The sequence below is a fragment of the Alteribacillus sp. JSM 102045 genome, assembly GCF_041949975.1.
GTDB lineage: Bacteria > Bacillota > Bacilli > Bacillales > Marinococcaceae > Alteribacillus.
This window is the reverse complement of sequence record NZ_JBHFQG010000022.1, coordinates 35,287-57,068: the sequence shown is the minus strand read 5'-3', so window position 1 is coordinate 57,068 and position 21,782 is coordinate 35,287. Positions and strand designations below refer to the sequence as shown.

The 21,782-nt window shown below is 40.2% G+C and carries 19 protein-coding genes and 6 pseudogenes; 19 read left to right on the top strand and 6 right to left on the bottom strand.

All coding sequences use genetic code 11. From position 1 onward, the window contains the following. Positions 1 to 164: 164 nt before the first annotated feature. Both ACE1TI_RS14640 and ACE1TI_RS14635 read right to left on the bottom strand, forming a co-directional pair. Positions 165 to 1,373: pseudogene (locus ACE1TI_RS14640) on the bottom strand (aldehyde dehydrogenase family protein); the annotation flags it as partial. Between the two features lie 184 nt (positions 1,374 to 1,557). Next, entirely contained in the window at positions 1,558 to 1,881 is a 324-nt protein-coding gene (locus ACE1TI_RS14635; RefSeq protein WP_375008315.1) for a TetR/AcrR family transcriptional regulator, read from the bottom strand. A 179-nt stretch (positions 1,882 to 2,060) separates the two neighbouring features. Between ACE1TI_RS14635 and pdhA the strand changes: the two genes are divergently transcribed. The 8 genes and pseudogenes from pdhA to rlmD all read left to right on the top strand — a co-directional run bounded on the left by pdhA (position 2,061) and on the right by rlmD (position 11,099). After that, a complete protein-coding gene (gene pdhA, locus ACE1TI_RS14630) occupies positions 2,061 to 3,086 on the top strand; it encodes a pyruvate dehydrogenase (acetyl-transferring) E1 component subunit alpha (protein ID WP_375008314.1) in 1,026 nt (341 codons plus the stop codon). Beyond that, positions 3,074 to 4,061, top strand: a pseudogene (locus ACE1TI_RS14625) (alpha-ketoacid dehydrogenase subunit beta). Before pdhA ends, ACE1TI_RS14625 begins: the two are co-directional and overlap by 13 nt. Positions 4,062 to 4,074: 13 nt before the next feature. Continuing rightward, positions 4,075 to 5,247: a dihydrolipoamide acetyltransferase family protein gene (locus ACE1TI_RS14620; protein ID WP_375008313.1), complete on the top strand. Its 1,173-nt coding sequence runs from the start codon at positions 4,075 to 4,077 to the stop codon at positions 5,245 to 5,247. A 221-nt stretch (positions 5,248 to 5,468) separates the two neighbouring features. After that, positions 5,469 to 5,834 carry a hypothetical protein gene (locus ACE1TI_RS14615; RefSeq protein WP_375008312.1) on the top strand — a complete coding sequence of 122 codons (366 nt, stop codon included), beginning with the start codon at positions 5,469 to 5,471 and terminating at the stop codon, positions 5,832 to 5,834. 15 nt (positions 5,835 to 5,849) lie between these two features. Beyond that, a complete protein-coding gene (locus tag ACE1TI_RS14610; RefSeq protein WP_375008311.1) occupies positions 5,850 to 6,350 on the top strand; it encodes a GNAT family N-acetyltransferase in 501 nt (166 codons plus the stop codon). A gap of 358 nt (positions 6,351 to 6,708) precedes the next feature. Then, the gene (locus ACE1TI_RS14605; protein ID WP_375008310.1) at positions 6,709 to 8,421 is read left to right on the top strand and encodes a bifunctional metallophosphatase/5'-nucleotidase; all 1,713 of its coding nucleotides are present in this window, start codon (positions 6,709 to 6,711) and stop codon (positions 8,419 to 8,421) included. Positions 8,422 to 8,823: 402 nt separating this feature from the next. Continuing rightward, positions 8,824 to 9,063, top strand: a pseudogene (locus ACE1TI_RS14600) (nuclease-related domain-containing protein); the annotation flags it as partial. 644 nt (positions 9,064 to 9,707) lie between these two features. Then, positions 9,708 to 11,099: a 23S rRNA (uracil(1939)-C(5))-methyltransferase RlmD gene (rlmD, locus tag ACE1TI_RS14595; RefSeq protein ID WP_375008309.1), complete on the top strand. Its 1,392-nt coding sequence runs from the start codon at positions 9,708 to 9,710 to the stop codon at positions 11,097 to 11,099. 64 nt (positions 11,100 to 11,163) lie between these two features. On the opposite strand, the pseudogene ACE1TI_RS14590 reads toward rlmD, so the two are convergent. From ACE1TI_RS14590 to ACE1TI_RS14580, 3 genes and pseudogenes are all read right to left on the bottom strand, one after another. Continuing rightward, positions 11,164 to 11,313: pseudogene (locus ACE1TI_RS14590) on the bottom strand (transposase); the annotation flags it as partial. Beyond that, positions 11,244 to 11,801 carry a PepSY-associated TM helix domain-containing protein gene (locus ACE1TI_RS14585; protein ID WP_375008317.1) on the bottom strand — a complete coding sequence of 186 codons (558 nt, stop codon included), beginning with the start codon at positions 11,799 to 11,801 and terminating at the stop codon, positions 11,244 to 11,246. The pseudogene ACE1TI_RS14590 and the gene ACE1TI_RS14585, both read right to left, overlap by 70 nt. Positions 11,802 to 12,241: 440 nt before the next feature. Further along, positions 12,242 to 13,027: a PepSY-associated TM helix domain-containing protein gene (locus tag ACE1TI_RS14580; protein WP_375008308.1), complete on the bottom strand. Its 786-nt coding sequence runs from the start codon at positions 13,025 to 13,027 to the stop codon at positions 12,242 to 12,244. Between ACE1TI_RS14580 and ACE1TI_RS14575 the strand changes: the two genes are divergently transcribed. The 5 genes and pseudogenes from ACE1TI_RS14575 to ACE1TI_RS14555 all read left to right on the top strand — a co-directional run bounded on the left by ACE1TI_RS14575 (position 12,951) and on the right by ACE1TI_RS14555 (position 15,643). Further along, on the top strand, positions 12,951 to 13,571 hold the full coding sequence (locus tag ACE1TI_RS14575) for a cytochrome c oxidase assembly protein (protein WP_375008307.1): 621 nt from the start codon (positions 12,951 to 12,953) through the stop codon (positions 13,569 to 13,571). The two genes, ACE1TI_RS14580 and ACE1TI_RS14575, sit on opposite strands and share 77 nt — an antisense overlap. A 273-nt stretch (positions 13,572 to 13,844) precedes the next feature. Beyond that, on the top strand, positions 13,845 to 14,024 hold the full coding sequence (locus tag ACE1TI_RS14570) for a cation transporter (RefSeq protein ID WP_375008306.1): 180 nt from the start codon (positions 13,845 to 13,847) through the stop codon (positions 14,022 to 14,024). A 180-nt stretch (positions 14,025 to 14,204) separates the two neighbouring features. Then, positions 14,205 to 14,393, top strand: a pseudogene (locus ACE1TI_RS14565) (hypothetical protein); the annotation flags it as partial. 373 nt (positions 14,394 to 14,766) lie between these two features. Next, entirely contained in the window at positions 14,767 to 14,961 is a 195-nt protein-coding gene (locus tag ACE1TI_RS14560) for a hypothetical protein (protein ID WP_375008305.1), read from the top strand. A gap of 256 nt (positions 14,962 to 15,217) precedes the next feature. Beyond that, entirely contained in the window at positions 15,218 to 15,643 is a 426-nt protein-coding gene (locus tag ACE1TI_RS14555) for an ASCH domain-containing protein (RefSeq protein ID WP_375008304.1), read from the top strand. Between the two features lie 359 nt (positions 15,644 to 16,002). Here the strand turns inward: ACE1TI_RS14555 and ACE1TI_RS14550 are convergent, their stop codons facing one another. Then, complete coding sequence (locus ACE1TI_RS14550; protein ID WP_375008303.1) at positions 16,003 to 17,169, bottom strand: DUF4317 domain-containing protein; 1,167 nt, start codon at positions 17,167 to 17,169, stop codon at positions 16,003 to 16,005. A gap of 324 nt (positions 17,170 to 17,493) precedes the next feature. Here ACE1TI_RS14550 and ACE1TI_RS14545 point away from each other — a divergent pair. The 6 genes and pseudogenes from ACE1TI_RS14545 to ACE1TI_RS14520 form a co-directional block, all read left to right on the top strand. Next, positions 17,494 to 18,692: pseudogene (locus ACE1TI_RS14545) on the top strand (APC family permease); the annotation flags it as partial. Positions 18,693 to 18,707: 15 nt separating this feature from the next. Continuing rightward, positions 18,708 to 19,019 carry an Ada metal-binding domain-containing protein gene (locus tag ACE1TI_RS14540; RefSeq protein WP_375008316.1) on the top strand — a complete coding sequence of 104 codons (312 nt, stop codon included), beginning with the start codon at positions 18,708 to 18,710 and terminating at the stop codon, positions 19,017 to 19,019. A gap of 15 nt (positions 19,020 to 19,034) precedes the next feature. Then, entirely contained in the window at positions 19,035 to 19,274 is a 240-nt protein-coding gene (locus ACE1TI_RS14535) for a helix-turn-helix domain-containing protein (RefSeq protein ID WP_375008302.1), read from the top strand. 439 nt (positions 19,275 to 19,713) lie between these two features. Further along, entirely contained in the window at positions 19,714 to 19,917 is a 204-nt protein-coding gene (locus ACE1TI_RS14530; RefSeq protein WP_375008301.1) for a hypothetical protein, read from the top strand. Between the two features lie 180 nt (positions 19,918 to 20,097). Beyond that, positions 20,098 to 20,649, top strand: coding sequence for a DJ-1/PfpI family protein (locus tag ACE1TI_RS14525; RefSeq protein ID WP_375008300.1), 552 nt, complete (start codon positions 20,098 to 20,100; stop codon positions 20,647 to 20,649). Positions 20,650 to 21,401: 752 nt separating this feature from the next. Next, positions 21,402 to 21,608, top strand: coding sequence for a hypothetical protein (locus ACE1TI_RS14520; protein WP_375008299.1), 207 nt, complete (start codon positions 21,402 to 21,404; stop codon positions 21,606 to 21,608). Positions 21,609 to 21,782 lie beyond the last annotated feature (174 nt).

Genomic DNA, 21,782 nt, shown 5'->3' with positions numbered 1-21,782 from the left:
ACAATCAAACAAAGGTGATTAAACGAAACGCTTTTGGCTTCAAGCGTTATGATCGTTTAAGGTTACGTGTCTTATTACATCACCAATATAAAATAACGGAATTTCAAGTAGGATAAAGGAGTAGGAGCAAGGCACTCCTACCCCAACATTTGACATAGAACCAAAATTTCTTCCTGGAAGACACGCATGTTATTTGAGCCTTTAAAGATAGTCGGCTGGACATAATATCCGTTGGCCAGCTCACCATTTAATTCATTTTTGCCGCCGCCGGCAAGAACTTCGGCTCCTTCTTGCTTCCCGATGTCAAGGTAGGACATAATTTTTTCCATTTGTTCTTGAGAGGCTTGCGCGCCCATCATGGTATCGGTATCCAGCGGATGTCCAGTTTTTATAGCTTCTACTCGATGCAGGGCGCGTTCCATAAAGCGGTCGTAAATGGACTCGTGAATAAGGGCCCGGGATGGACATGTACAAACTTCCCCTTGATTTAATGCAAACATTACAAAGCCTTCAATGGCTTTATCAAGGAATTTGTCATCTTCTTTCATGACGTATTAAAAAAAGATGTTTGGAGATTTACCACCAAGTTCTAACGTAACAGGAATAATATTTTCAGAGGCGTATTGCATAATCAAACGGCCGGTCGTTGTTTCCCCGGTAAACGCTACTTTAGAGATACGGCTGTTTGATGCAAGAGGTTTACCAGCTTCTACCCCAAAACCGTTTACAATATTAAGCACACCAGGCGGAAGAAGGTCTTTTATTAAATCAAGCAGGACATGAATGGAAGCAGGCGTTTGTTCAGCAGGCTTCAGAACGGTGCAGTTGCCGGCTGCAAGTGCAGGAGCAATTTTCCATGTAGCCATTAAAAGCGGAAAGTTCCATGGAATAATTTGACCGACTACGCCAAGCGGTTCATGGAAGTGATAAGCGACCGTATCATCATTAATTTGACTGATTGTACCTTCCTGAGTGCGAATGATCCCCGCAAAATAGCGGAAATGATCGACCGCAAGCGGAATATCAGCATTTAATGTTTTGCGGACTGCTTTTCCATTTTCCCATGTTTCCGCAACAGCCAGCATTTCTAGATTTTCTTCGATACGATCGGCTATCTTATTCAATATTTTGCCGCGTTCAGCAGGAGATGTTCGCCCCCAGGCATCTTTTGCCTGATGAGCTGCATCAATAGCTAGTTCTACATCATCTGCGGTAGAACGCGACATTTGACAAAATACTTCCCCGGTAACAGGAGTAACATTGTCAAAGTATTCACCTTTTACAGGTGCTTTATATTCTCCTCCATTAAAATTGTCGTACCGCTCTTTAAAGTTTACTAGACTTCCAGATGTATTCGGTGCATCATAACGCATCTTTTACTATCCCCTTTCTGTCTATAGAAAAGTTTAATGATTAATAAGAAAAGCACCAAAACCCTGCTAGGTTTATAGATTTCCCAGACCTTCATCCCTCCTTAACTATGTAAACGCTTTCAATTCGTTGTTTTACCATTAAATACGTCAATTTTAAACAATTTATTTGTACACACCATGGGTATTAGATTGCAACTTGAAGAAACTCTTTGGCCCGTTTATACGCAAAAGCGGTCGTTTCTTGATGGGAAGAAGGGGTGAATGTGGTATCGGCAATTTGGTAGAATTCATTCATTGCGCCTTCTACAACGGCGAAAAACAGTTCTTCTTTTCCTTTTTTAAAATGCGAGTAGACGGTACCATATCCTAGATTAGCTTCTTTTGCGACTTTGGCGATAGTCGTTTGTTTATAACCGTGTGCTAGGAACGTATTCTTTGCCGATTCTAATAATAAAACTCGCGAGCGGAGCGCTCTAATATTCCTTTGATCAAAATTTTCACTTTTCAAAATATTACCTCGCTTCGTATTGACGCTTGATTTGTGGAACATTATACTATAGCTAAACAATTTGACATAATGTCATTTTTTTATAAATATACTTGGAATTCGTCTTAAAAAACGAGGGAGGGGGAGTAAAATGTGGGTAGAACCCGAAAGTATTAATATTCAAAGAAAGCAGCTTCTCAATGAAGACGGCAAAATGGAATGGTAATACTAGTATTGGCGATGAAACATTAATCGACATGTATAAGTGGATGGTGCGGGGGAGAATTTTTGATGAAAGAGCGCTAAAGTATCAGCGCCAAGGAAAGATCGGTACTTATGCACCTCTAGCAGGCCAAGAGGCAGCTCAAGTTGGAAGCGCGATGGCTTTAACTTCTGAGGATTGGATGTTTCCCAGTTACAGAGAAGAAGCTGCCTGCATGGTGCGGGGTGTGAGCATGGAAAATTTTTTTCGGTATACGATGGGTCATTTAGAAGGTGGAAATTTAAAAGGAAGCAATGTTTTTCCGATTCAAATTATTATAGGAGCTCAGTCTCTTCACGCTGTTGGAAGTGCATTTGCTGATCAATACAAAAACAGAGACGGCATCAGTGTTGCTTATGTCGGAGATGGTGCAACCTCAGAAGGCGATTTTCATGAAGCATTAAATTTTGCGGGGGTATTCAACCTGCCCGTTATTTTTTTCGTCCAAAATAATCAGTGGGCAATCAGTATGCCGTTTCATAAGAAAACAAACAGCCGGTCCATCGCCCAAAAAGCGCTGGCTTACGGTATAACTGGAATTCAAGTAGATGGAAATGATGCACCAGCCGTATATGAAACGATGAAAGAAGCAAGAACGAAAGCAATAGAAGGTACTCCTGTTTTAATTGAAGCAGTTACTTACCGTAAAGGACCTCATACAACGGCAGATGATCCGACAAAATATAGACAAGCAGAGGAAGGAAGAGAGTGGGAAAATAAAGACCCTCTTCGCAGAATGAGAAACATGTTGATAGATAAAAACATATGGAATGAAACAAAAGAAAAATCATTAAGAGCAGAATTAGAAGATGAAGTGACGAAAAATCTCCAAAAAGCAGCGCAGCATAAACCCTCCACATTAGAAGATGCCTTAGAATGCGTTTATGATCAACCTACAAAAAGGTTGAAAGAACAGATCGACGAGGTTACCGGAAAAAGGAGGGAACAAACATGGCAGTTCTAAATATGGTGGAAGCTATCAACTATACTTTGCGCCAGGAAATGGAACAAAATGAAGACATTCTCATTCTTGGAGAAGATGTCGGCAAAAATGGCGGCGTGTTCCGTGCAACAGACGGATTAGCAGAAACTTTCGGAGAGAAACGCGTCATTGATACCCCATTAGCAGAGTCGGGATTGTAGGCGCGGCAGTGGGAATGGCAGTCCGTAACCTAAAACCAGTTGCGGAGATCCAGTTTTTAGGTTTTATTTATCAAACGATGGACCAAATAGCAGCGCAGGCTGCCAGAGTGAGGTTTCGATCAGCGGGCGCTTACCATGTTCCCATGGTGATTAGAGCTCCGTACAGCGGAGGTGTCCGCACCCCCGAGCTCCATTCTGACAGCTTAGAAGGACTGTTCATGCACTCTCCCGGCATAAAACTGGTCATGCCTTCTACTCCCTGCGATGCAAAAGGTTTATTGGCAGCAGCAATTGATGACCCTGATCCTGTCCTCTTTCTAGAACCGATGAAATTGTACAGAGCATTTAAAGAAGAGGTTTCAGAAGAGAGATATATCATTGAATTAGGAAAGCAAATGTAGTCAAAGAAGGTAACGATATCACTGTGATCAGCTGGGGAGCAGCGATGCAAGCGGTAAAAGAAGCGGTACAAAAAGGAGAGCAGAGCCGGGGACTATCCATTGAATTAATTGATATACGAACGATCGTACCTTTAGATGAAGAAACGGTTATCACTTCGGTTCAAAAAACAGGCCGCGCCGTTATTGTTCACGAAGCAGTTAAATCTGCAGGAGCCGGGGCCGAAATATCAGCGGTTATTAACGAAAAAGCGATGTTTTATTTAGCAGCGCCGATTAATAGAATAACAGGCTATGACAGTCCATATCCTGTGCCAAGTGTAGAGGACCATTGGATACCGTCAGCAGAGCGAATTGAAGAACAGATAATAAATACTTGGGAAATATCTTTGGATTAAAGGGGGCGGCAGGATGAGCTTTGAATTTCGGCTGCCGGATATAGGAGAAGGCCTTCATGAAGCAGAACTGGTAACATGGTTTATACAAAATGGAGACCATGTTAAGGAAAACGAAAATATTGCAGAAGTGCAAACCGATAAGGCATCGGTAGAAATTTCTTCTCCTTATACTGGAAAAGTTGTTAGCCTGGGGGCAAAAGAAGGAGAAGTCATTAAAGTAGGGGAAGTGCTTGTTTCGTTTGAGGAAAAAGCTGAAAAGGTGGAGAAGTCAGCAGCTTCCTCTGGTAAAAAACAAATTCCAGCTGCACCGGTTGTCCGAAAGCTTGCACGAAAACTGGGTGTAGATATTCATGCTGTCACGCCTACTGGAAAGGGCGGAAGAGTGACAGCCGAAGACGTAAGAAATCATGTAGAAGATTACAAGACACCTGCTTCAGTAAATGCTACCAAGACAAAGGATGAAGCCATTCCAGCTGAAACACGGACTCATCGAGTCGAACCTATTAAAGGGTTACGGAAACAAATCTACCAGAACATGACCCGGGCAAAAGAAATCATTCCTCATTGCATTGGGATGGATGAGGTGAACGCAGAAAAGCTGACACAGCTGCGCGATGATTTAACGCCTGAGTTGGAAGGAAGAGGGATTCAGTTAACTTATCTGCCTTTTATTGTGAAAGCGGTAACCCGTGCTTTAAAGAAAATCTCTCGTTTTAACGGAACCGTAGATGACGAAGCAATGGAATTTCATTATCATGCGGGTATTCACATTGGAATCGCCACTGCAACGGAAGAGGGATTAATTGTACCGGTTATTAAGCAAGCCGATGGATTGTCCATTATAGAAATTGCAGAACAGATTCAGGACCTTTCTGACCGAGCTAGACAAAAACGTCTTAAACCAGAAGAATTGAAAGGAAGCACATTTACTATTTCTAATACTGGAAAAAAAGGCGGCTGGTTCGCTACACCGATCATTAATTATCCCGAAGTAGCTATATTAGGTATTCACAGGATGGAAAAGAAACCTATTGTCGTAAATGACCGAATTGAAATAGGCTACATGATGGGAATGTCTTTAACCTTTGACCATCGCGTGATTGACGGGGAACATTGCGGAGAATTTATGACAGAGGTGAAAAGTTACCTAGAAAAACCAGAGCTATTAATATTGGACAGCCGCTGAGCTGCATTTAATGGGAGGTGTGATAAGAAGCCATCGAAGATTTCGCAAAAATATTATAAATTTAGTTAAAGACAGACGTCTGTCCTGTTTATGAAAACAAAGGCAGGCGTTATTCCGTATTAAGGAGAAAGTGTTTTCAATTTGAAGGGGGGAAATTTTTTTCATATACTATAAGGAAACCAATTTAAAGACTAGGACAACAAAGAAGGAGTAGCACAATATTGCTAAAAATATTACTTCAAGCAGGTTTTTTTATTGTCGTCGGCATCCTGGTGTTAAATGACTTTTTCCCCTACACCCAGGTTGCTGAAAGCATATCTAATAGGACCATTATTTTTATTATGGCTGTTCTCATCATTGTATCAATAGCAGTTCCGGAGATTCGCCGCTCTTTTACACCATGGACCAGTTTTCGCTTTAAGTTAATTTTAACGATTTATATCGTTGCTTTAATTGCAGGGTTTACGCTTATGGGAGCATCGTCGAGAGCAGGATTTGATCTCTACAGTCCATTATTTATCGTTCTCGTTCTGCTGCAGGCTTTTCTATTAGTTAATGAATACCGCCGTTTAAAAAAACAGCAATAATATGGAGGTGTATCTTTGAAATATTCGTTTGAACGTTTGCAAAAACCACACTGGCTAGAAGTCAAAGAAATATATGAAATGGGAATAGAAACGGAGATTGCTACATTTGAAACACAAGCACCATCCTGGGAAATCTGGTCGGCAACGCATGATCTAGTCTGCCGACTCGTGGCTATAGATGAGGAAAGCGGTCAGGTTCTCGGCTGGGCTGCTATTTCACCAGTATCCAACCGTACCGTCTATGATGGTGTAGGAGAAACGAGTATATACATAAGAGGCGATATCCGCGGTCAGGGGCTGGGTACATCGTTATTAAAAGAATTAATAGCAGTTACAGAACAGGAAGGCTATTGGACGCTTCAAGCCGGCATTTTCCCTGAAAATCGCAACAGTATAAAAATCCATGAAGGAGCAGGTTTTCGAAAAGTAGGTACGCGTGAGCGGATTGGCCAGTTGAACGGCATCTGGCGCGATGTCGAATTATTTGAACGGCGAAGTGATGTTGTCGGTGTATAAATGAAAAATCGCTTTAAGGCGGTTTTTTTATTGTTTAGGAAATTATGTTTTTACAAGTTGTGGATACTATCTCCATATTGTTTGATCCGCGTCTAGCTTCAGAGCCCAGCCTCTCGGGGTTAAATAACCTCCAGTCATTAAAGGCAAAGAGCGCCTTTATTGACTGGAGAACATTTCCTGTCGAGGCTGAACAGGGCGCTTGCGCTTTTGTTCTTTCTGGAAAACAGCTGGCTAGTTGCAGACCTTTCGATCTATTATCACAATTAGGACCTATCTATTGCAGTGGCTGGATTCTATTGACAGGCAAAAAGTGACCTCCTAGTATGAATTTTAAGTGATTTATAGGGGGGAATTTTTCATGGGTTTTTGTCTGTCCAAATCAAAAGCTGCAATAACCGCTGCTGCACTTTTTTTAGGTTTTTCTGCTGCCACAGCTGAAGCAGCAGAAGAAGAAGTAACTATCATACATACCAATGACATTCATGCTTCGATCGATGATTTTGGAAAACTTGCTGCTTTTGTAGAGGAGAAAAAGAATGAAGATGAAAACGTAATATACCTAGATGCTGGCGACATATCAAGCGGTAACCCAGTAGTGGATTTAAATGAAGGGAAACCGATCATAGATCTTCTTAATCAAGTAGGGCTTGATGCCATGACCGTAGGGAATCATGATTTTGATTATGGGCAAGAAGCCTTTGAAAAAAACATGGGAGATTCAGAGTTTCCTTGGCTTAGTGCTAATACTAAGGTAGAAAGGGAGGATGTCCCGTTTGAAGAACCTGAAGCTTATGAGGTGATAGAAGCGGGAAATGTTGAGATCGGGATTTTAGGTCTCACACAAGCACCGCCTGCTACAGCTCCGGACGGTATTGAGGGGCTTTCTTTTGAAGAAGATTATGCACAAGTAGCAATCGAATACCAAGATATCAAGGAAGACACAGATATTTTTGTCGGGTTGAATCACATAGGATATGATGACGACAGAGCATTAGCTGAAGATACAGATATTTTTGATGTAATTGTTGGGGCTCATTCTCATACGGCACTAGAGGAACCAGAAGAGGTGAACGGCACGTCAATTGCGCAGACAGGTGCTGATTTAAATAACATAGGAGAAGTGAACATTACTGTTGATACGGAAAAAGGAGAAGTAACAAACATAGAAGGACAGCTTCATGATGTGGACGAGCTAGAGGAAATAGATGAAGATGTTCAGGCTTCCGTTGAATCTTATCAAGAAGAAGCCGATGAACTGCTTAGTGAGGAAGTTGGCGAAACCAAAACAGGACTGTCTAGAGAAGGCCGCAACGAACAGGATGTGCCTTTAGGTAATTTTTGGACAGATGCTATGAGGGATTCAATTGATGCAGATATTGCCTTCACGAATAATGGCGGAATTCGTGCAAGTATAGATGAAGGAACGATTACCGCAGGAGATTTTTACGAGGTTGAACCATTTGGAAATGAAGTAATGAAAATCCATATGACGGGTGAATCTATTGAAGAAGTGATAGAGTATTCTTATTCTCGCTATAACGCAATAGATTTACAGGCTTCCGGAATAGGGTACACGATTTATTATGATGAAGAAGATGATGAGTACGTTGACGCTGAGATTTTGGTAGATGGAGAACCAATAGATCCCGAGAAAACCTACGTAGTAGCAGTGAATGATTACATTGGCACAGGCGGAGACGGTTATGAGTTCAACGGTGAAGTCGTACAAGATAACGCAGGCTATGTGACAAACGCTATGCTTAATTATGCGGAAACCTTAATGGAAGAGAAAGGCGTTATTAATTATGAAAGTGAAGGCCGTATCGCTTTAGAAGAGTATCAAGAAGAGGAAGAAGAAGAGGAAACACCGCAGAAGGGTAAAGGAATTGTTAAAGAATGTATAGTAGATGAAGTGCACGAGGTAGTAGGTAACGGAAAACCTCAAGAAAGAGAGACGGAATACAACCGCGGCCAGCTTATTTCTATGTTGAACAAGTATAGAAAAGGGAAGGAAACGGATCTTCCTGAAGAATTGGATGACGCGGTTGGATGTATTGATGAATCAGGATAATAAACGACGAGAGCACCCTCTTCGCAGGGTGTTTTTTGCGTTATCAGCGGTTTTGTAAAGGGGTTATCGGCGAAAAAATTGTCGATATGAGCGAAAAATTTGTCACATCAAGCGTAAGTTCGAAATTTATCAGCGAAAAGGAAAATTAGCACCTCATGTCGAATAAAACATCCATTCAAGCAGAAAGAGAAGTAATAGATTGATCATCAAACCTCGAATCATGCCCCGCCACCTGCAAAAGTTAAAAGCACTAGAGAGAAGACTAATTCCTGGACACCCAAAACCGTTCACGATTGAAAAAGACGCCGCAAAATGGTTCGCCGGATACAAAGGCGAACAATCGATTGACTACCCGTTAACCTTTCTCCCCTCACAACAGTTTTATATACTTCTGGCCTCAGACTCTATGACGGTACTCAGTTTTTCCAAATAGATACACTGATCTTGTCTCCAGCATTTTTTCTTATTTTAGAAATAAAAAACATTTCCGGAACCTTAATATTTGATTCCGAATTTAATCAATTTATCCGAAAAGACGGGGAGAAAGAAGAAGCATTTCTCCACCCTCTTATCCAGGTGAGCCGTCACCAAGCTCAGCTTTCCACATGGCTTCAGAGTCAAAGTGGAATAACTACCCCATAGAAACCTTAGTTGTTATCGGAAACAACCGCTCTGTCTTGAAAAGAACAGGAAAAATGAAGTATGAAAATGTCATTCACTGCTCCTTTCTGCCAGATAAAATAAATCAGCTGCAGCTTCTGTATCCCGAGACGATGCTTTCTTCAACTCAATTAGAATCCTTATCTCTTTTAATGACGAACCATCATACTGATAAAAATCAAGATATCATAAAACGCTATAATATTTCACCGTTCCAAATTATAAAGGGAGTGCAATGTCCACATTGTTTTTATTTTTCTATGAAACGGAAACATGGCAGCTGGCAATGTGCTTCGTGCGATCACTCATCATATTCAATAAAGAAACGAGAGAATTTCTAAATATTTCGTCTCCCCACGCTGCAAAACGGATTCTGCAGTCGCATGGTTTTACTCGGATTGGAAGGTCCAACAGTGGGGCAAAATATGAGTTGAGGTTTGAGGAGGGGGCTCGCTGCTAAAGTTTTTTTTTCGATCGATGCGACATTTATTTCGATTGAATCGACAATTTTTTCGCTGATAACCCCACCTCAATCGCTGATAAACACTCCAACCAAGTTTAAAACCCGATTTTTGTGATACAATGGCTCATATCTTACTAGTACGGAAAAGAAAGGGTCAGCATCAATGAAAAAGAAACAAGCGGTCCAAGCACCGGTTCAAAAAAATGAAATGATCACAGCCACATTTGAAGATTTAACCCATGATGGCGCGGGAGTAGCGAAAGTTGACGGCTATCCATTGTTTGTCCCATATGGCATCCCTGGAGAAAAAGCAAAGATAAAAGTCATTAAAACAAAAAAGAATTACGGTTTTGGCAGATTAATGGAGCGAATCGAAGAAAGTGAAGATCGGACGGATCCGCCTTGTCCCATTTTTTATAAATGCGGCGGCTGCCAGATCCAGCACTTAACGTATGATGCGCAGCTCCGCTATAAGCAAAAGCAAGTTCAGGACGCGATGACTCGAATCGGCGGATTAGAAAACGTTACGGTTCATCCTGCTCTAGGCATGGAAGACCCATGGCGCTACCGCAACAAAGCCCAGGTCCCGATCGGCACAAGAGAAGATGGTCATTTAAAAGCAGGATTTTTTCAAAAGCGATCTCACCAGATTATTGATATGGAAGCCTGCATTATTCAACAAAAAGAAAACGACGACTCGGTCCAGGCCGTCAAAGAAATGGCCGACAAATATAACATTAAAGCGTTTGATGAAGAAAAACACCGCGGCACGCTCCGCCATGTCGTCACCCGATACGCCAAAAATACGGATCAATTAATGATTGTACTTGTCACAAACGGTCCCGATCTGCCTCATAAAAAGAACTTAATTAAAGACATTCGAGAAGGTATTCCGAATGTTGCTTCGATTGTCCAAAACATTAACAACAAGCGTACGAACGTTATTTTTGGTGACAAAACGATTGTATTATGGGGAGAAGAATATATTTATGACACTATCGGCGACGTGAAATTTGCGATATCCGCTCGCTCTTTTTATCAGGTAAACCCGTTACAAACAAAAGTACTCTACGATAAAGCACTTGAATATGCCGATCTGCGCGGAAATGAAAATGTTATTGACGCATACTGCGGCATCGGCACCATTTCTCTGTTTCTCGCGAAAAAAGCAAAGCATGTTTACGGTGTTGAAGTTGTCCCAGAAGCGGTGTCAGATGCAAAACGAAATGCACGCCTAAATAAAATCGAAAACGTTGATTTCGCCGTCGGAGAAGCAGAAGAAGTGATTCCATGGTGGTATAAAGCACATGGCATCCAGCCTGATGTTTTTGTTATTGATCCACCTCGAAAAGGCTGCGATGAAACCCTGCTGGACACCATGCTCTCCATGAAACCAGAACGGATCGTATATGTATCGTGCAACCCAGCAACCCTCGCACGGGATTTAAAGATATTAGAAGAAGGCGGGTATGAAACGAAGGAAGTACAGCCCGTCGATATGTTTCCACAGACGACTCACATCGAGTGCTGTGCGTTGATAGAGAGAAGAAAATAATTAATATTAAACAGGTGGGACGACAGGTTCTTTAAATCGGTAATGGAGTTCCGGATCACATCTACTTTCGTCCCATGATCAGCGCGGCCTGCTTTAAAATATCATTTTCCATGGCAAGCTTTTGATTCTCTTTGCGTAAACGGATCAGCTCTTCTTGTTCAGGCGTGCGGTTGCCGATATCCAAAAAGCTGGAACCGCGTGTAGATCTCGCCTTAAAACTTTTTTTCCTTTCGAAAATCTTGGGAGCACAATACCCCATAATATCTCGTTCCTTTTAGGCCACCATAAGTAAATACCAGTTACAATAAGAATAATTGCCCAACATGCAGCTAATTCAACCATTCGGTCTCCTGTTGTTCCGGCCATTAGTTCTCCATGAATTTCTTCTATTTTATTCATTAAACGTTCTTCATCATTAAGTTCGCCCACAATTTCTCCCGTATAAGGATTTACAAAAACCGTTAGTGAAGAGGAATCATTGCTAATTCCTACTTCTACTGAACGATGCGTGTCTTCTCCAGGTCGGTATCGATCCACTTTTGCTTCAGGATATCTATCCATCACCGTTTCAATCTGTTTAGAAGGGGGGATTGCCTGCCCCTGTGCTTCCACTTGATAAAAGTCCTGATACATAAATTGTTCAATTTCAGATTTAAATAGATAAATGCCACCTGTGATAGCCAATATAAGAAGAACAGGCATAAAAATTAATCCAGCATAAAAGTGCCAACGCCAAACGGCTTTATATAAATCCTTGGTTTTCATAGCATTTGTTGGTACATCATTATGTTTTTCATTTCGTGTTGTAGTCATCTGTTCAGCTTTTCCTCCTCTTGATAGTCAAATGATTACGATCAATTTATCTTTTTTAGATCTCCACCATGGGTTCGGTATCATTTTCTAGACCGTTAGACCGTCGTACATGCTGATAACATTTCCTTCTGGATCAATTAGAAAAAAGCCCGTCGCATGAATAATGTCATTCTGTTCCGGATCTTTTTTACGACACTTTGAAAGACATCCCGTGCAAGCTGCTAGATTTCTTTTCCCTTCTTTCCACTAACCATAAATAGCTTCTGGAAAATATATTTGATAGAGGTACTACCCCAACCATCGCTTCATCACTGGAACTCTCTTCATAATTAACCAATCCAAAAAACAACCAACAAGGAAATCCCGACTAAGGGAAAGAATATGCCAAGGGCAATAACGATCAATGCAACGCCCTTTAACAACTTGAAGTTACGAGGTAGTTTGGGGGCACCTAATGTACCGTTCGGCTTTCGTTTCTTCCACATCATAAGTCCACTCAACGGGATAACGATTAAAGCGAGAACCAAGAGGAGATTAAACATTTGATTGATAATCCCGAATTCACCTTGGTGAAAGGCAATACCAAGGGAAATAATTTTTCCCATGATTCCATAATCTTTCCAACCTAAATCAGCTAAAATTTGTCCATCATATTGGTCAATGTGCAATGTTTGTTGAGTCGAAGGATTAGGGCGGTTAGGATAAACGTCAGCTGGATCGAGATATACGGTGTATACTCCTGTCTTATCTTCAGGGAAGGCTATGGTATACCCTGGATGAACATTTTTTGACTCTGCAATTTGCATAACTTGCTCAATAGAAATGGGGGCTGTTCCGCCAGCACCAGAATCTGGAACAGGTAAGTTCTCTGCAGCCCATGGTACGTCTGCCACTTCTTTAGTAGGCACAGTAGACTCTGTAAAGGCATGTTTTTCCCAAGGTTGATCTCCCACTGGACTACCAGTTTCGGTTGCGTCAACAACACTTTTTGCCATACTACCCCAAACATCCGTCCACATAAGTCCGGATAACAGGACAATGGCAATAAACAATGAAAACCAAAATGCTGTCACGGCATGTATATCATCGACGGGCAGTCCGTTAGCTGCGATCAATCATTTTTCCTTCAGTTTGCATATGATTCAAATGAGTATTCTGTACTTTATTATTCCGCCAATTCTTTTGTTAGGAATTCCTGATTATCTGTATAAACAAGTATGGAAGATTTCAATAATGAAAACGGTAAGCAAATTATTCCCCCCTATGATTTCTTTAAGTGTTTTTGCCGTATTGTTTTTGATGTACCATATACCGATAACTTTAGAAATTCTTTCGCAATATCCTTTGATTCGGGATGGATATACATTATTGCTTTTCGCATTATCTCTTAGTATGTGGTGGCCCATCACGGCACCTGATAGGAATCAACGTTTTTGTAAGGGGCGAAAGAAACGTTTTTCATTTTTGAGCGGGCTTATATTAATGCCGGCATGTCTCTTATTTATCTTTAATGCTTTGATGGACGGAATGAATAATCCTTTTCTTACCCAAGCGATCTCCCATCTTTGTTTGCCTGCTTCATCAAGTTTTTTACTTCCACCTCTTTTCAACACGAAACTTGATCAATATAGCGGGAATGATTATGCTAACGATCCATAAATTTCGATTAATGCTGGCTTTTCGTCTAGAGAATAAAGTGGGAGGTCATCGTTGGGAAAAAGATTGTTGGTGTTTACCCATACTCCATAGGAAGGGATTGGGAAACGGGAAAGTGAGTTCATTAGGAGGATAGGGAAGGGAATGGTTCAGCCTCAGAAAACGTTAGCGTACAGTCAGACTGTGCAAACCTAAGAAAGTTATTCTTCACTCATCGTTATAAATAAAGTCAGTGATTAATAGAATGAAGGTAAAACAATTGAAGTGGTGAGGATCATGGAAGAATCGGACCATTCAGAGATTAGGGGAATGCATTGTGCTGCTTGTGCAACAAGAATTGAAAAGGCCGTTTCAAAAATAGAAGGCGTTATTGATGTTCATGTCAATTTAACAACGGAAAAAGGATTTTTTACGTACGATAAAGATCGGACATGGCTACGCCTCCACATCCTTTAGCATAGTAAAAGAGGTAAAAAACAGGTTAGTACTTTTCCAAGTGCCACTGACATCCTCTCCTTACCGGGATATGGTGTTCAAGCATCGGTGAACGGTAAAAAAACGGTTATAGCCAATCCAAAGTATTATAAAAATAATCAAATTTTTATTCCTATAAAAACAAAAAGATTGGTTAATACGATCACCATTAGTAAAAAAACAACGAGAAATATAAAACAGAATTTCCTTTGGGCATTTCTATATAATGTTCTTATGATACCCATTGCAATGCTTGGTTTTTTGGATCCATGGTTGTCTGGTGCAGCAATGGCTTCGAGCTCAGTGTCCGTTGTATTAAGTTCCCTGCGATTGAAGAAAATTAAAATATAATTATTTAGAGACAGAATATGGTTGAATGATCTTTTATTAAAGGGCGCTTTCCTGTAATAAAGGGAACCGTCCTTTTTTTAGATTCATTGAAAAACATGGAAGGAATCTATAAAGGCACTGAACCTTTCTTCCATGTCAGAATTGAAAGAAGAAGGCGCAGAACAACGCTTAGTGTAGCCATGACAGTCTTATTATTAACAGGCTGTAAAAACAACGCTAATGTAGAAGAAAGGTTCAAGACCTTTGCAACAGAAAACAATTATACGACTGAAGACATATCACAAAACAAAACGCCAGATGAAAAGATGGTTGAATTTGGCTTAAAATATACGTCAAACAAAGCACCCTTAATTCGTTTATGGACAGGGGCGCGATGCAATTAAACACTAGATTCGTTGGTCCTGCGAACAAAGAGTTTATAGATGATTACGTTGCACTTCTTGAGTTTTCTATGGAAGCACCAGACGAGACAGGGTTTGAGTTAGAAAACATGGTAGAAGATATTATTAAACAAGGGGAGCCTAACGGTGAATATTACTTCATAGAATGTTTGCTTCTACGTCTATGATTTTATGTTTAGCATTAGATTAACCAACCTTTAAAGAACTTTCAAATTTGGAAAGTAACTCTGCTGTTAACTAACGGGGACAGGTCAGTTAAGATTTTGTCTATTAACTTATTCTCTTTGATCAACCTTATTTCTTTCAAGAGATTAATTGAATAATTAATATATGTACCAATCAGCCTCTACCAATTGTCATAATATTATTCAACAGGGACACTCTACTGACAAAGTAAACTTTTATAGAATGGAGGCCGATTGAATGAAGGTTTTATCGATGATTCAGCCATGGGCAAGCCTTTTTGTCCTTCGAGAGGCAAAATATGAAACAAGGTCATGGAGAACGCATTATCGTGGCTCTTTAGCCATTCACACAAGTAAAAAAATAGATAAGGACGTCTCTAGCCATGTGGCAATACAGGCGTTACTCGGCAGGCATGGTTATACAAAAGAGAATCTTCCCACTGGCATGATTATAGCTGTATGCAAGCTTATAAATTGTTTGAAGGTTATTGAAAATCATGAGACCTCAGCAGTCCTGGAAGACGGACGAATAGTATCAGGCAATGATTTTTTTTTAGGTGATTTTGCAGTTGGAGGATATGCTTGGGAAGTGCAGGACATGAACATGCTTGATGAATATATTCCAGCGAAAGGAAAACTTGGATTATGGGAGTATGATTTATAAAAAATATTAAATGAGAGTTGGCGCCTGATATTTGTTGAATTCGACAAGGAACAGGTATTTATTTCAAAAAAATATATTCAGCTGAGAAAAGAGAGGATGATTCATGTCAGGACGTCTCCTCATCTTAAACCTGCTCGAGTACATTCTTTGAAGAGTTCCGCTATCTAGATAGGTCAGGGACCAAGGGTTACATCTTTTATCGTGTGTAAAAAATAACCTATTGACATAAAAGGTTCGAGGGGAAAGGTTCAGCGTATTTGTCATACGTTGAATTCTTTCTCTTCGGACCTTTTTTATTACATTAAGGAAGTTTATCGGATGAAAGAAAGCTGGAGTTTCAATTAATTATTTGAAAGGGTTTATTCACCAAAAGCTTCCGGCAGCATTTTAAACCCGTCAATCTCCGCATCTTCTTCCACTTCAATCATAATACAGCGTTTCCCTTGATAGTTGACCTGTCTCACGTATTGCAGGTCCTGCGGGCTGATGGAGATGTTGGCGATTTTTGTGTTGATTTTGATCGATTTTGATTTGTATTTGGGGACAATGCTGCTTGCTTTCAGCTCGTAGTTTTCTTCATCGGTGACTCGTTGAAAAGCCGTTTTTACTTTTTCAGAGTCTACTTGTTCACCGCTCTGATTGAGAACTCGTTCGACATCATTGTAGTCCAGGGTTGGTGGTGCATCTTCTTCATTTTCTTCAACGACACGGTTGATCTCTCCGTACACATGGGCGAGAGTGGAGGGATTGAGCTGGTCTCCTACGACATCTTTGATGACTTCCTCGAACACCGCTTTGTCTTCTTTCGCTGTCATGATGTCTTCACCGTTCAATACCTCTTCGATAAATCGGTAGTCTGGCTCATTGGCTTTGCCTGCGGCGTAGAGAACGTGGTTCATATCAGATGCACCATCCGTAATGGAGGGGAAAAGAAATCCTGACATTGGGTTTTTGAGGTCAATAACCGGATCTGCCTCGATTTTGTATTTGAACTCTTTCTCGATATAGTCGAACTGTATTTCTTTTTTAGGTTCCTCTGTTTTGTTAATGCTGCAAAGAATAAAAGGGTTGGAGTAAACAGCGTCCCGTTCACTTTCCTCGGCTTCTTCGTTCCGTGGTTTCGTTGGTTTCAAATACTCGGCACGAATGAAAGTGATCACGACATCTTTTTCATACGGATGGTCCTTGATCATTTTTTCTGTCATAAGAAGCATTTGTTCCTTCCAGGCCCCGATGTCACTGCTTAATAACCCTTTATGAAGGATGAGCTGACTGTGGTTCTCTGCATCGCGCTTAAATTTTAGTTCAAACAATTTTTCGTCGAGTTGGCCTGTCATGACTTTCTTGAAGTTGTTCATGAAAAGCTCCTGCTGATCTCTGTCGAGCATTTCGAACGGCTGACTCTGGTGATGGTAAATATCCGTCGTTTCCTTCATGATGTATACGTGGAATATGTCGGAGATTTTTAGTATATCATTGTCTACTTTCAATTGTCTGCGGATGCCTGCTATGTCTTTTTTGTCCATCTATCGTTCACTCCTGAGCTGCTTAGAGTTTAAACTTTCAACCTATGATTTTTCTATTTTAACACAGGATTTCTTTTATCATGGAGGATAGAGGAAGAATATGGGTTAAGTACATTCCTTCCCTTTTTAAGACACTTGGATGAAGCAATGGAAATGTGGAAAAAAAGAAAAATAACCCAATAGGCGCAGTCCTAGTTTTAGGATTGGCCCGGTTTTTGATACGAGCTGCCTTTAGAAATTTTAATAAAGGAAACTGCAAAAAACCAGAAGAAAATTTTATGTCTTCATTGGTATATTTCTTATAGAAAAGAGGTGTCGGCGTGAATAATACTTCCATTGGGAGGTATTGCTTTATATATTGCTACGGTTTTAGGGTCAGGAGTCCTTTTTTAACGGCCTCCATAGCTGGGCCAGCGTCTATTATCCTGATTATCATTAGCTTTCCCCTTGCTTATTCCTTTGCATGCTTAGCGCGAAAATATCCAGATGCTGGAGGAGCTGCCACTTTTGTAAGACGATCATTTGGAGAACACGCAGGAAATATTATTGGATGGTTCTACTTTGTTACAGCAGCTGTTGGATAGACAATCGTTGCTTTAACAGGGGCATATAATTTAGGGAATGCCTTTCATTTTACCTGGCTGGAATCGTGATCTCCGCTTTATTGATGTTGGTCGCTGCCGGAACCACTAACTATTTTGGCATTCGTGTAAGCGGTAAAGCAGCATTATTTTTAAGTGGTTGTTTATTTTTTCTTTTAGTCATAACGATTATTTTGGCCATTCCAAGAATAAGCTGGGATCAATTTACACCTTTTTTTCCTTCCGGCGGAGGCTCGATCGGGACTGCCATAACAGTCATTTTTTGGACTTTTTTTGGGTGGGACGCATATGTAACTTATCAGATCATTTTAAACATCCCAATCGAAACATTGTTAGAAGTACCATGATCAGCGTAATAATTATTGTTTTGCTTTTTTTCTCTTTGAGTTTTATCACTATTGGAACAGGAACGTATGGTAGTGAGGAGAGTAATTTATCTCCCATTTCCGTGATAATGAATGATACATTTGGTTGAATGCTCATATAATGACGGTAGTTCTTGCTATCATCATTTGTACTGGAACAACAAACGCTTTTGTAGCAAGTCTGACGCAGCTTGTTTACTCCCTAAGTAGAGATGGCGCATTCCCAGCTTATTTCTCAAAGTTACATCCAGCCTTCAAACTTCAAGACGCATGGTCTTGTTTGTCGTTATGTTCGCAGGAGCAGGGATTATCATTAGCGAAGCTCTTTCTATTCCATTTAATGATATATTATTTATTCCTACTTCGTTAGGGATTCTTGTTTATATCCTTTCTATGGCTGCAGGTATTAAACTTTTTAGTAAGGGATCGCTATCCTGGTTGAGTTCTGCTTCCATTTTTTCAATCACATATCCTTGTTCCGGTGATCGTTATTTTTCTTTATGTTCCGTATAAGCTCTATTGTATAAAAAGCATTAAAACTAATGGTGAAGTAAAACAGGAGTTGAACGTTATGGCTGTTTATACAAGGTTTACTTTTAATGAATTAAGGAAAATAGTTCATGCTAGTGACGGTGCATATGATGGCCTATTTTTCTATGCGGTGAAAACAACAGGAATCGTTTGCCGGCCCTCTTGTAAGTCTCGTAGACCGAACAAAGAAAATATTACGTTTTTTCAATCATTTGAAGAGGCAAAACAAGCAGGTTTCCGTCCTTGCAAAAGGTGCCGGCCGGATGCTATACGTTTTAACCCACCGATGGAACTGATTAATGACACGAAAGCCTATATTCATAAGCATTATAAAGAAAATATAACCATGTAGCGTTTAGCGCGGCATATGGGCATAAGTCCTTATTATCTAGGAAGGCTATTTAAGAATACGATAGAAACTCCACGCTGCTATTTAGAAAAAGTACGAATAAACAAGGCTCATTATCTTCTTCAAACGACTAATCTATCCGTTATGGATATTTGTTATGAAGCAGGCTTTCAGAATTCCTCCAGTTTTTATCATGCTTTTCGAAAACACAACCAGCTACCCCCTCAACAATATAGAAAGAAATTTAGTCAACACTAGTGTCAAGGGGTTACGGTGGAGAAAGAAGTTTGACACATTACAGCAGCTCTCTCACCTCATCACCTTCAAAAGGGGTGTTAAGAGAAGAGTAACCCGCATTTCTTCGAATCCATTCAATCTTCTTCGCAATTGTCATTTTTACACATTTCTATAGATTCCTTTGCAAAATCTACATCCATTTTTTGCTAAAATGAATACTAATTCATTCAAGGGAGATTTATCCTATACAAAAAATGGTTGATCGGAGGCTTTTGTACAGCAGCACTTGTAGCCATAATAACAGCGGCGATGTCACCCAAGCCGGCAGAAAATATCCAGTCCACTTTTACCGGGGAATATACAATAAATAACAACGGGCAGCTTGCTTATGTCTTAGAAACCGGTGAAGAAGAACAGATCAATGTGACTTCACCGCAAACATAAACAGGGAAGAAAAAATATGTTATTTTTTATCATCATGTTTGTGGCAGGAGCGGCATATGCAGGCGGATATTATATTCATAAAAGCCCGGAAAAAAAGAAGTATTTTATTATTTGGGGACTCGTCTCGATGTTTGTTGTCACGCCGCTTCTCAGTTGGAGTATTAGTATGATCGTTGCGTTAACCGCCGGTGAAGGGTTTGCCGGAGTAGCAACGATATAATCGAGAGCAGGAATCGTATGAACCTATCAGGATTGGATTTCAAAGCAATGTTGAAAAGATTTTCTAACCTTGAAGAGCTCAGTCTAAAGTTACAAACATAAATATAAAATTTTTCCTAGTATTTTTCGGTTTTTTGTTAAAAATAAGTGTGTTAAATAAATGAATGAGAGGGTTTTGTTTATGAGCAAAAAAGTATTGATTGTGACTGGAGATGCAGTAGAGGCGCTTGAAGTTTTTTATCCTTACTACCGTTGTTTAGAAGAAGGATTTGATGTATCAATTGCTTCCCCTTCTGTTAAAAAGCTTCGCACAGTTTGTCATGACTTTGTAGAGGGAATGGAGACGTTTGAGGAAAAACAAGCATACAACCTTGAATCTCATGTAGCCTTTAATGATGTTAATCCTGAAACATATGACGGGTTGATTATTCCGGGAGGACGTGCGCCTGAATACATTCGCATGTCTGATGAGATTCCGAAGATTGTCAGCCATTTCTTTGAGGTAAATAAGCCAGTTGGAGCCATCTGTCATGCAGCACAACTACTTACTGTCATTCCAGATTTAATGAAGGGCCGGGAGTACACAGCATACCCTTCTTGTGAACCAGATGTAAAATCATGCGGGGCGATGTATATCAATGAAAATGTTCACACGCATCAAAATATGGTTTCAGGTCAAGCATGGCCGGATTTACCAACATTCATGAAAGAATTTATTAACTTACTGAAATAATCGCAGGTGCGATCACAATATTTAGCATATTTTTTAAACCATGTGTCACTCCAATAAATAATAGTTAACTTGGGATAAGATTTTATAAATTACGACTTGTAAAATCGGAAATGTTATTAAAAGAATGGAGACGAAAGCTGAAGATAGATACACTAATCTTCAGCTTGTTTTTATTCAAGAACTGTGGGTAGGATTAATAGGAAACTGAACGACGTTCAATTGGAAACATAGATCTTCCCGGAATGCTTTAACGAGTCATTCTAGACCTCACAGGGAGGAACGAGCGAGGAGGCTCGATGATTCGTCCCGGAAAGCGAGCGATTTTGACGACTCGCTTATCAACATTAAACTTTAACAAAGCTTATTTATTAAAAAAACATTCTCCCGGTCCGACCAGTCAAGGAAATGACATCACGGCATCATTCAACATGCACAATTTCATGGAAAAAGAGACACACATACCGTTCAAATTGGGGAAAAACAATGGAATGTTCACTGTTTGGGTATAAAAGATTTAAAGCAGGAGCAAAAGTATACTTGTTGTTGACCACCGAAGCAGCAAAGAAGCCACCATTTGATAAACAGGGCCTCATCCGCCCACACGTAAAAAGGTCTGAAAAAAGGGCAGACTAAACAGATGTCTACCCCTAAAATTGGTTCCCCATTATTTTCAATTTCTCCGTAGTAATCAACGCGGATTGATAGGTTCCACTTTCAGTTACAACTACATGATTGAGGGATTTAATGGGATTTTGATTGCACGGAGAGTGGCTGATGCACACCGAAAACTTCCAGAAGAAAATTCGGTTTATGAATCTATTAAAGATAGTATTGGAAGAAAATCCTACGCAGTCATCGATACCATAAAACCGAAAATCATTCAATTGTTGGGAGAGGCGATGGTTCTTAACTGCACTCAAGGTTTTATCGAATACTGTCTAAATATTCAAAAGAGATGAAAAAGCAACCAGAGGATATTATTCGTAATCTAAGTGACCCGATTAACTGTTCGTGTGTAAAGATAGACAAAGATATAACCAACTATCATACGTTGAACAGCTTGTTTCGAAAAAGGATATACTAGATCACGTAAAATTTAAGAAGGAAACCGAGGTTCTTTAAGGCCAGAACGA

Coding starts and splice junctions, on each gene's coding strand:
- ACE1TI_RS14605 (WP_375008310.1), top strand. CDS start 6,709: ATGGGTTTTTGTCTGTCCAAATCAAAAGCTGCAATAACCGCTGCTGCA.
- ACE1TI_RS14575 (WP_375008307.1), top strand. CDS start 12,951: ATGGCAATAAACAATGAAAACCAAAATGCTGTCACGGCATGTATATCA.
- ACE1TI_RS14620 (WP_375008313.1), top strand. CDS start 4,075: ATGAGCTTTGAATTTCGGCTGCCGGATATAGGAGAAGGCCTTCATGAA.
- pdhA (WP_375008314.1), top strand. CDS start 2,061: ATGAAGACGGCAAAATGGAATGGTAATACTAGTATTGGCGATGAAACA.
- ACE1TI_RS14550 (WP_375008303.1), bottom strand. CDS start 17,169: ATGGACAAAAAAGACATAGCAGGCATCCGCAGACAATTGAAAGTAGAC.
- ACE1TI_RS14555 (WP_375008304.1), top strand. CDS start 15,218: ATGAAGGTTTTATCGATGATTCAGCCATGGGCAAGCCTTTTTGTCCTT.
- ACE1TI_RS14570 (WP_375008306.1), top strand. CDS start 13,845: ATGGAAGAATCGGACCATTCAGAGATTAGGGGAATGCATTGTGCTGCT.
- ACE1TI_RS14585 (WP_375008317.1), bottom strand. CDS start 11,801: ATGCCTGTTCTTCTTATATTGGCTATCACAGGTGGCATTTATCTATTT.
- rlmD (WP_375008309.1), top strand. CDS start 9,708: ATGAAAAAGAAACAAGCGGTCCAAGCACCGGTTCAAAAAAATGAAATG.
- ACE1TI_RS14530 (WP_375008301.1), top strand. CDS start 19,714: ATGTTATTTTTTATCATCATGTTTGTGGCAGGAGCGGCATATGCAGGC.
- ACE1TI_RS14535 (WP_375008302.1), top strand. CDS start 19,035: ATGGGCATAAGTCCTTATTATCTAGGAAGGCTATTTAAGAATACGATA.
- ACE1TI_RS14560 (WP_375008305.1), top strand. CDS start 14,767: ATGCAATTAAACACTAGATTCGTTGGTCCTGCGAACAAAGAGTTTATA.
- ACE1TI_RS14525 (WP_375008300.1), top strand. CDS start 20,098: ATGAGCAAAAAAGTATTGATTGTGACTGGAGATGCAGTAGAGGCGCTT.
- ACE1TI_RS14540 (WP_375008316.1), top strand. CDS start 18,708: ATGGCTGTTTATACAAGGTTTACTTTTAATGAATTAAGGAAAATAGTT.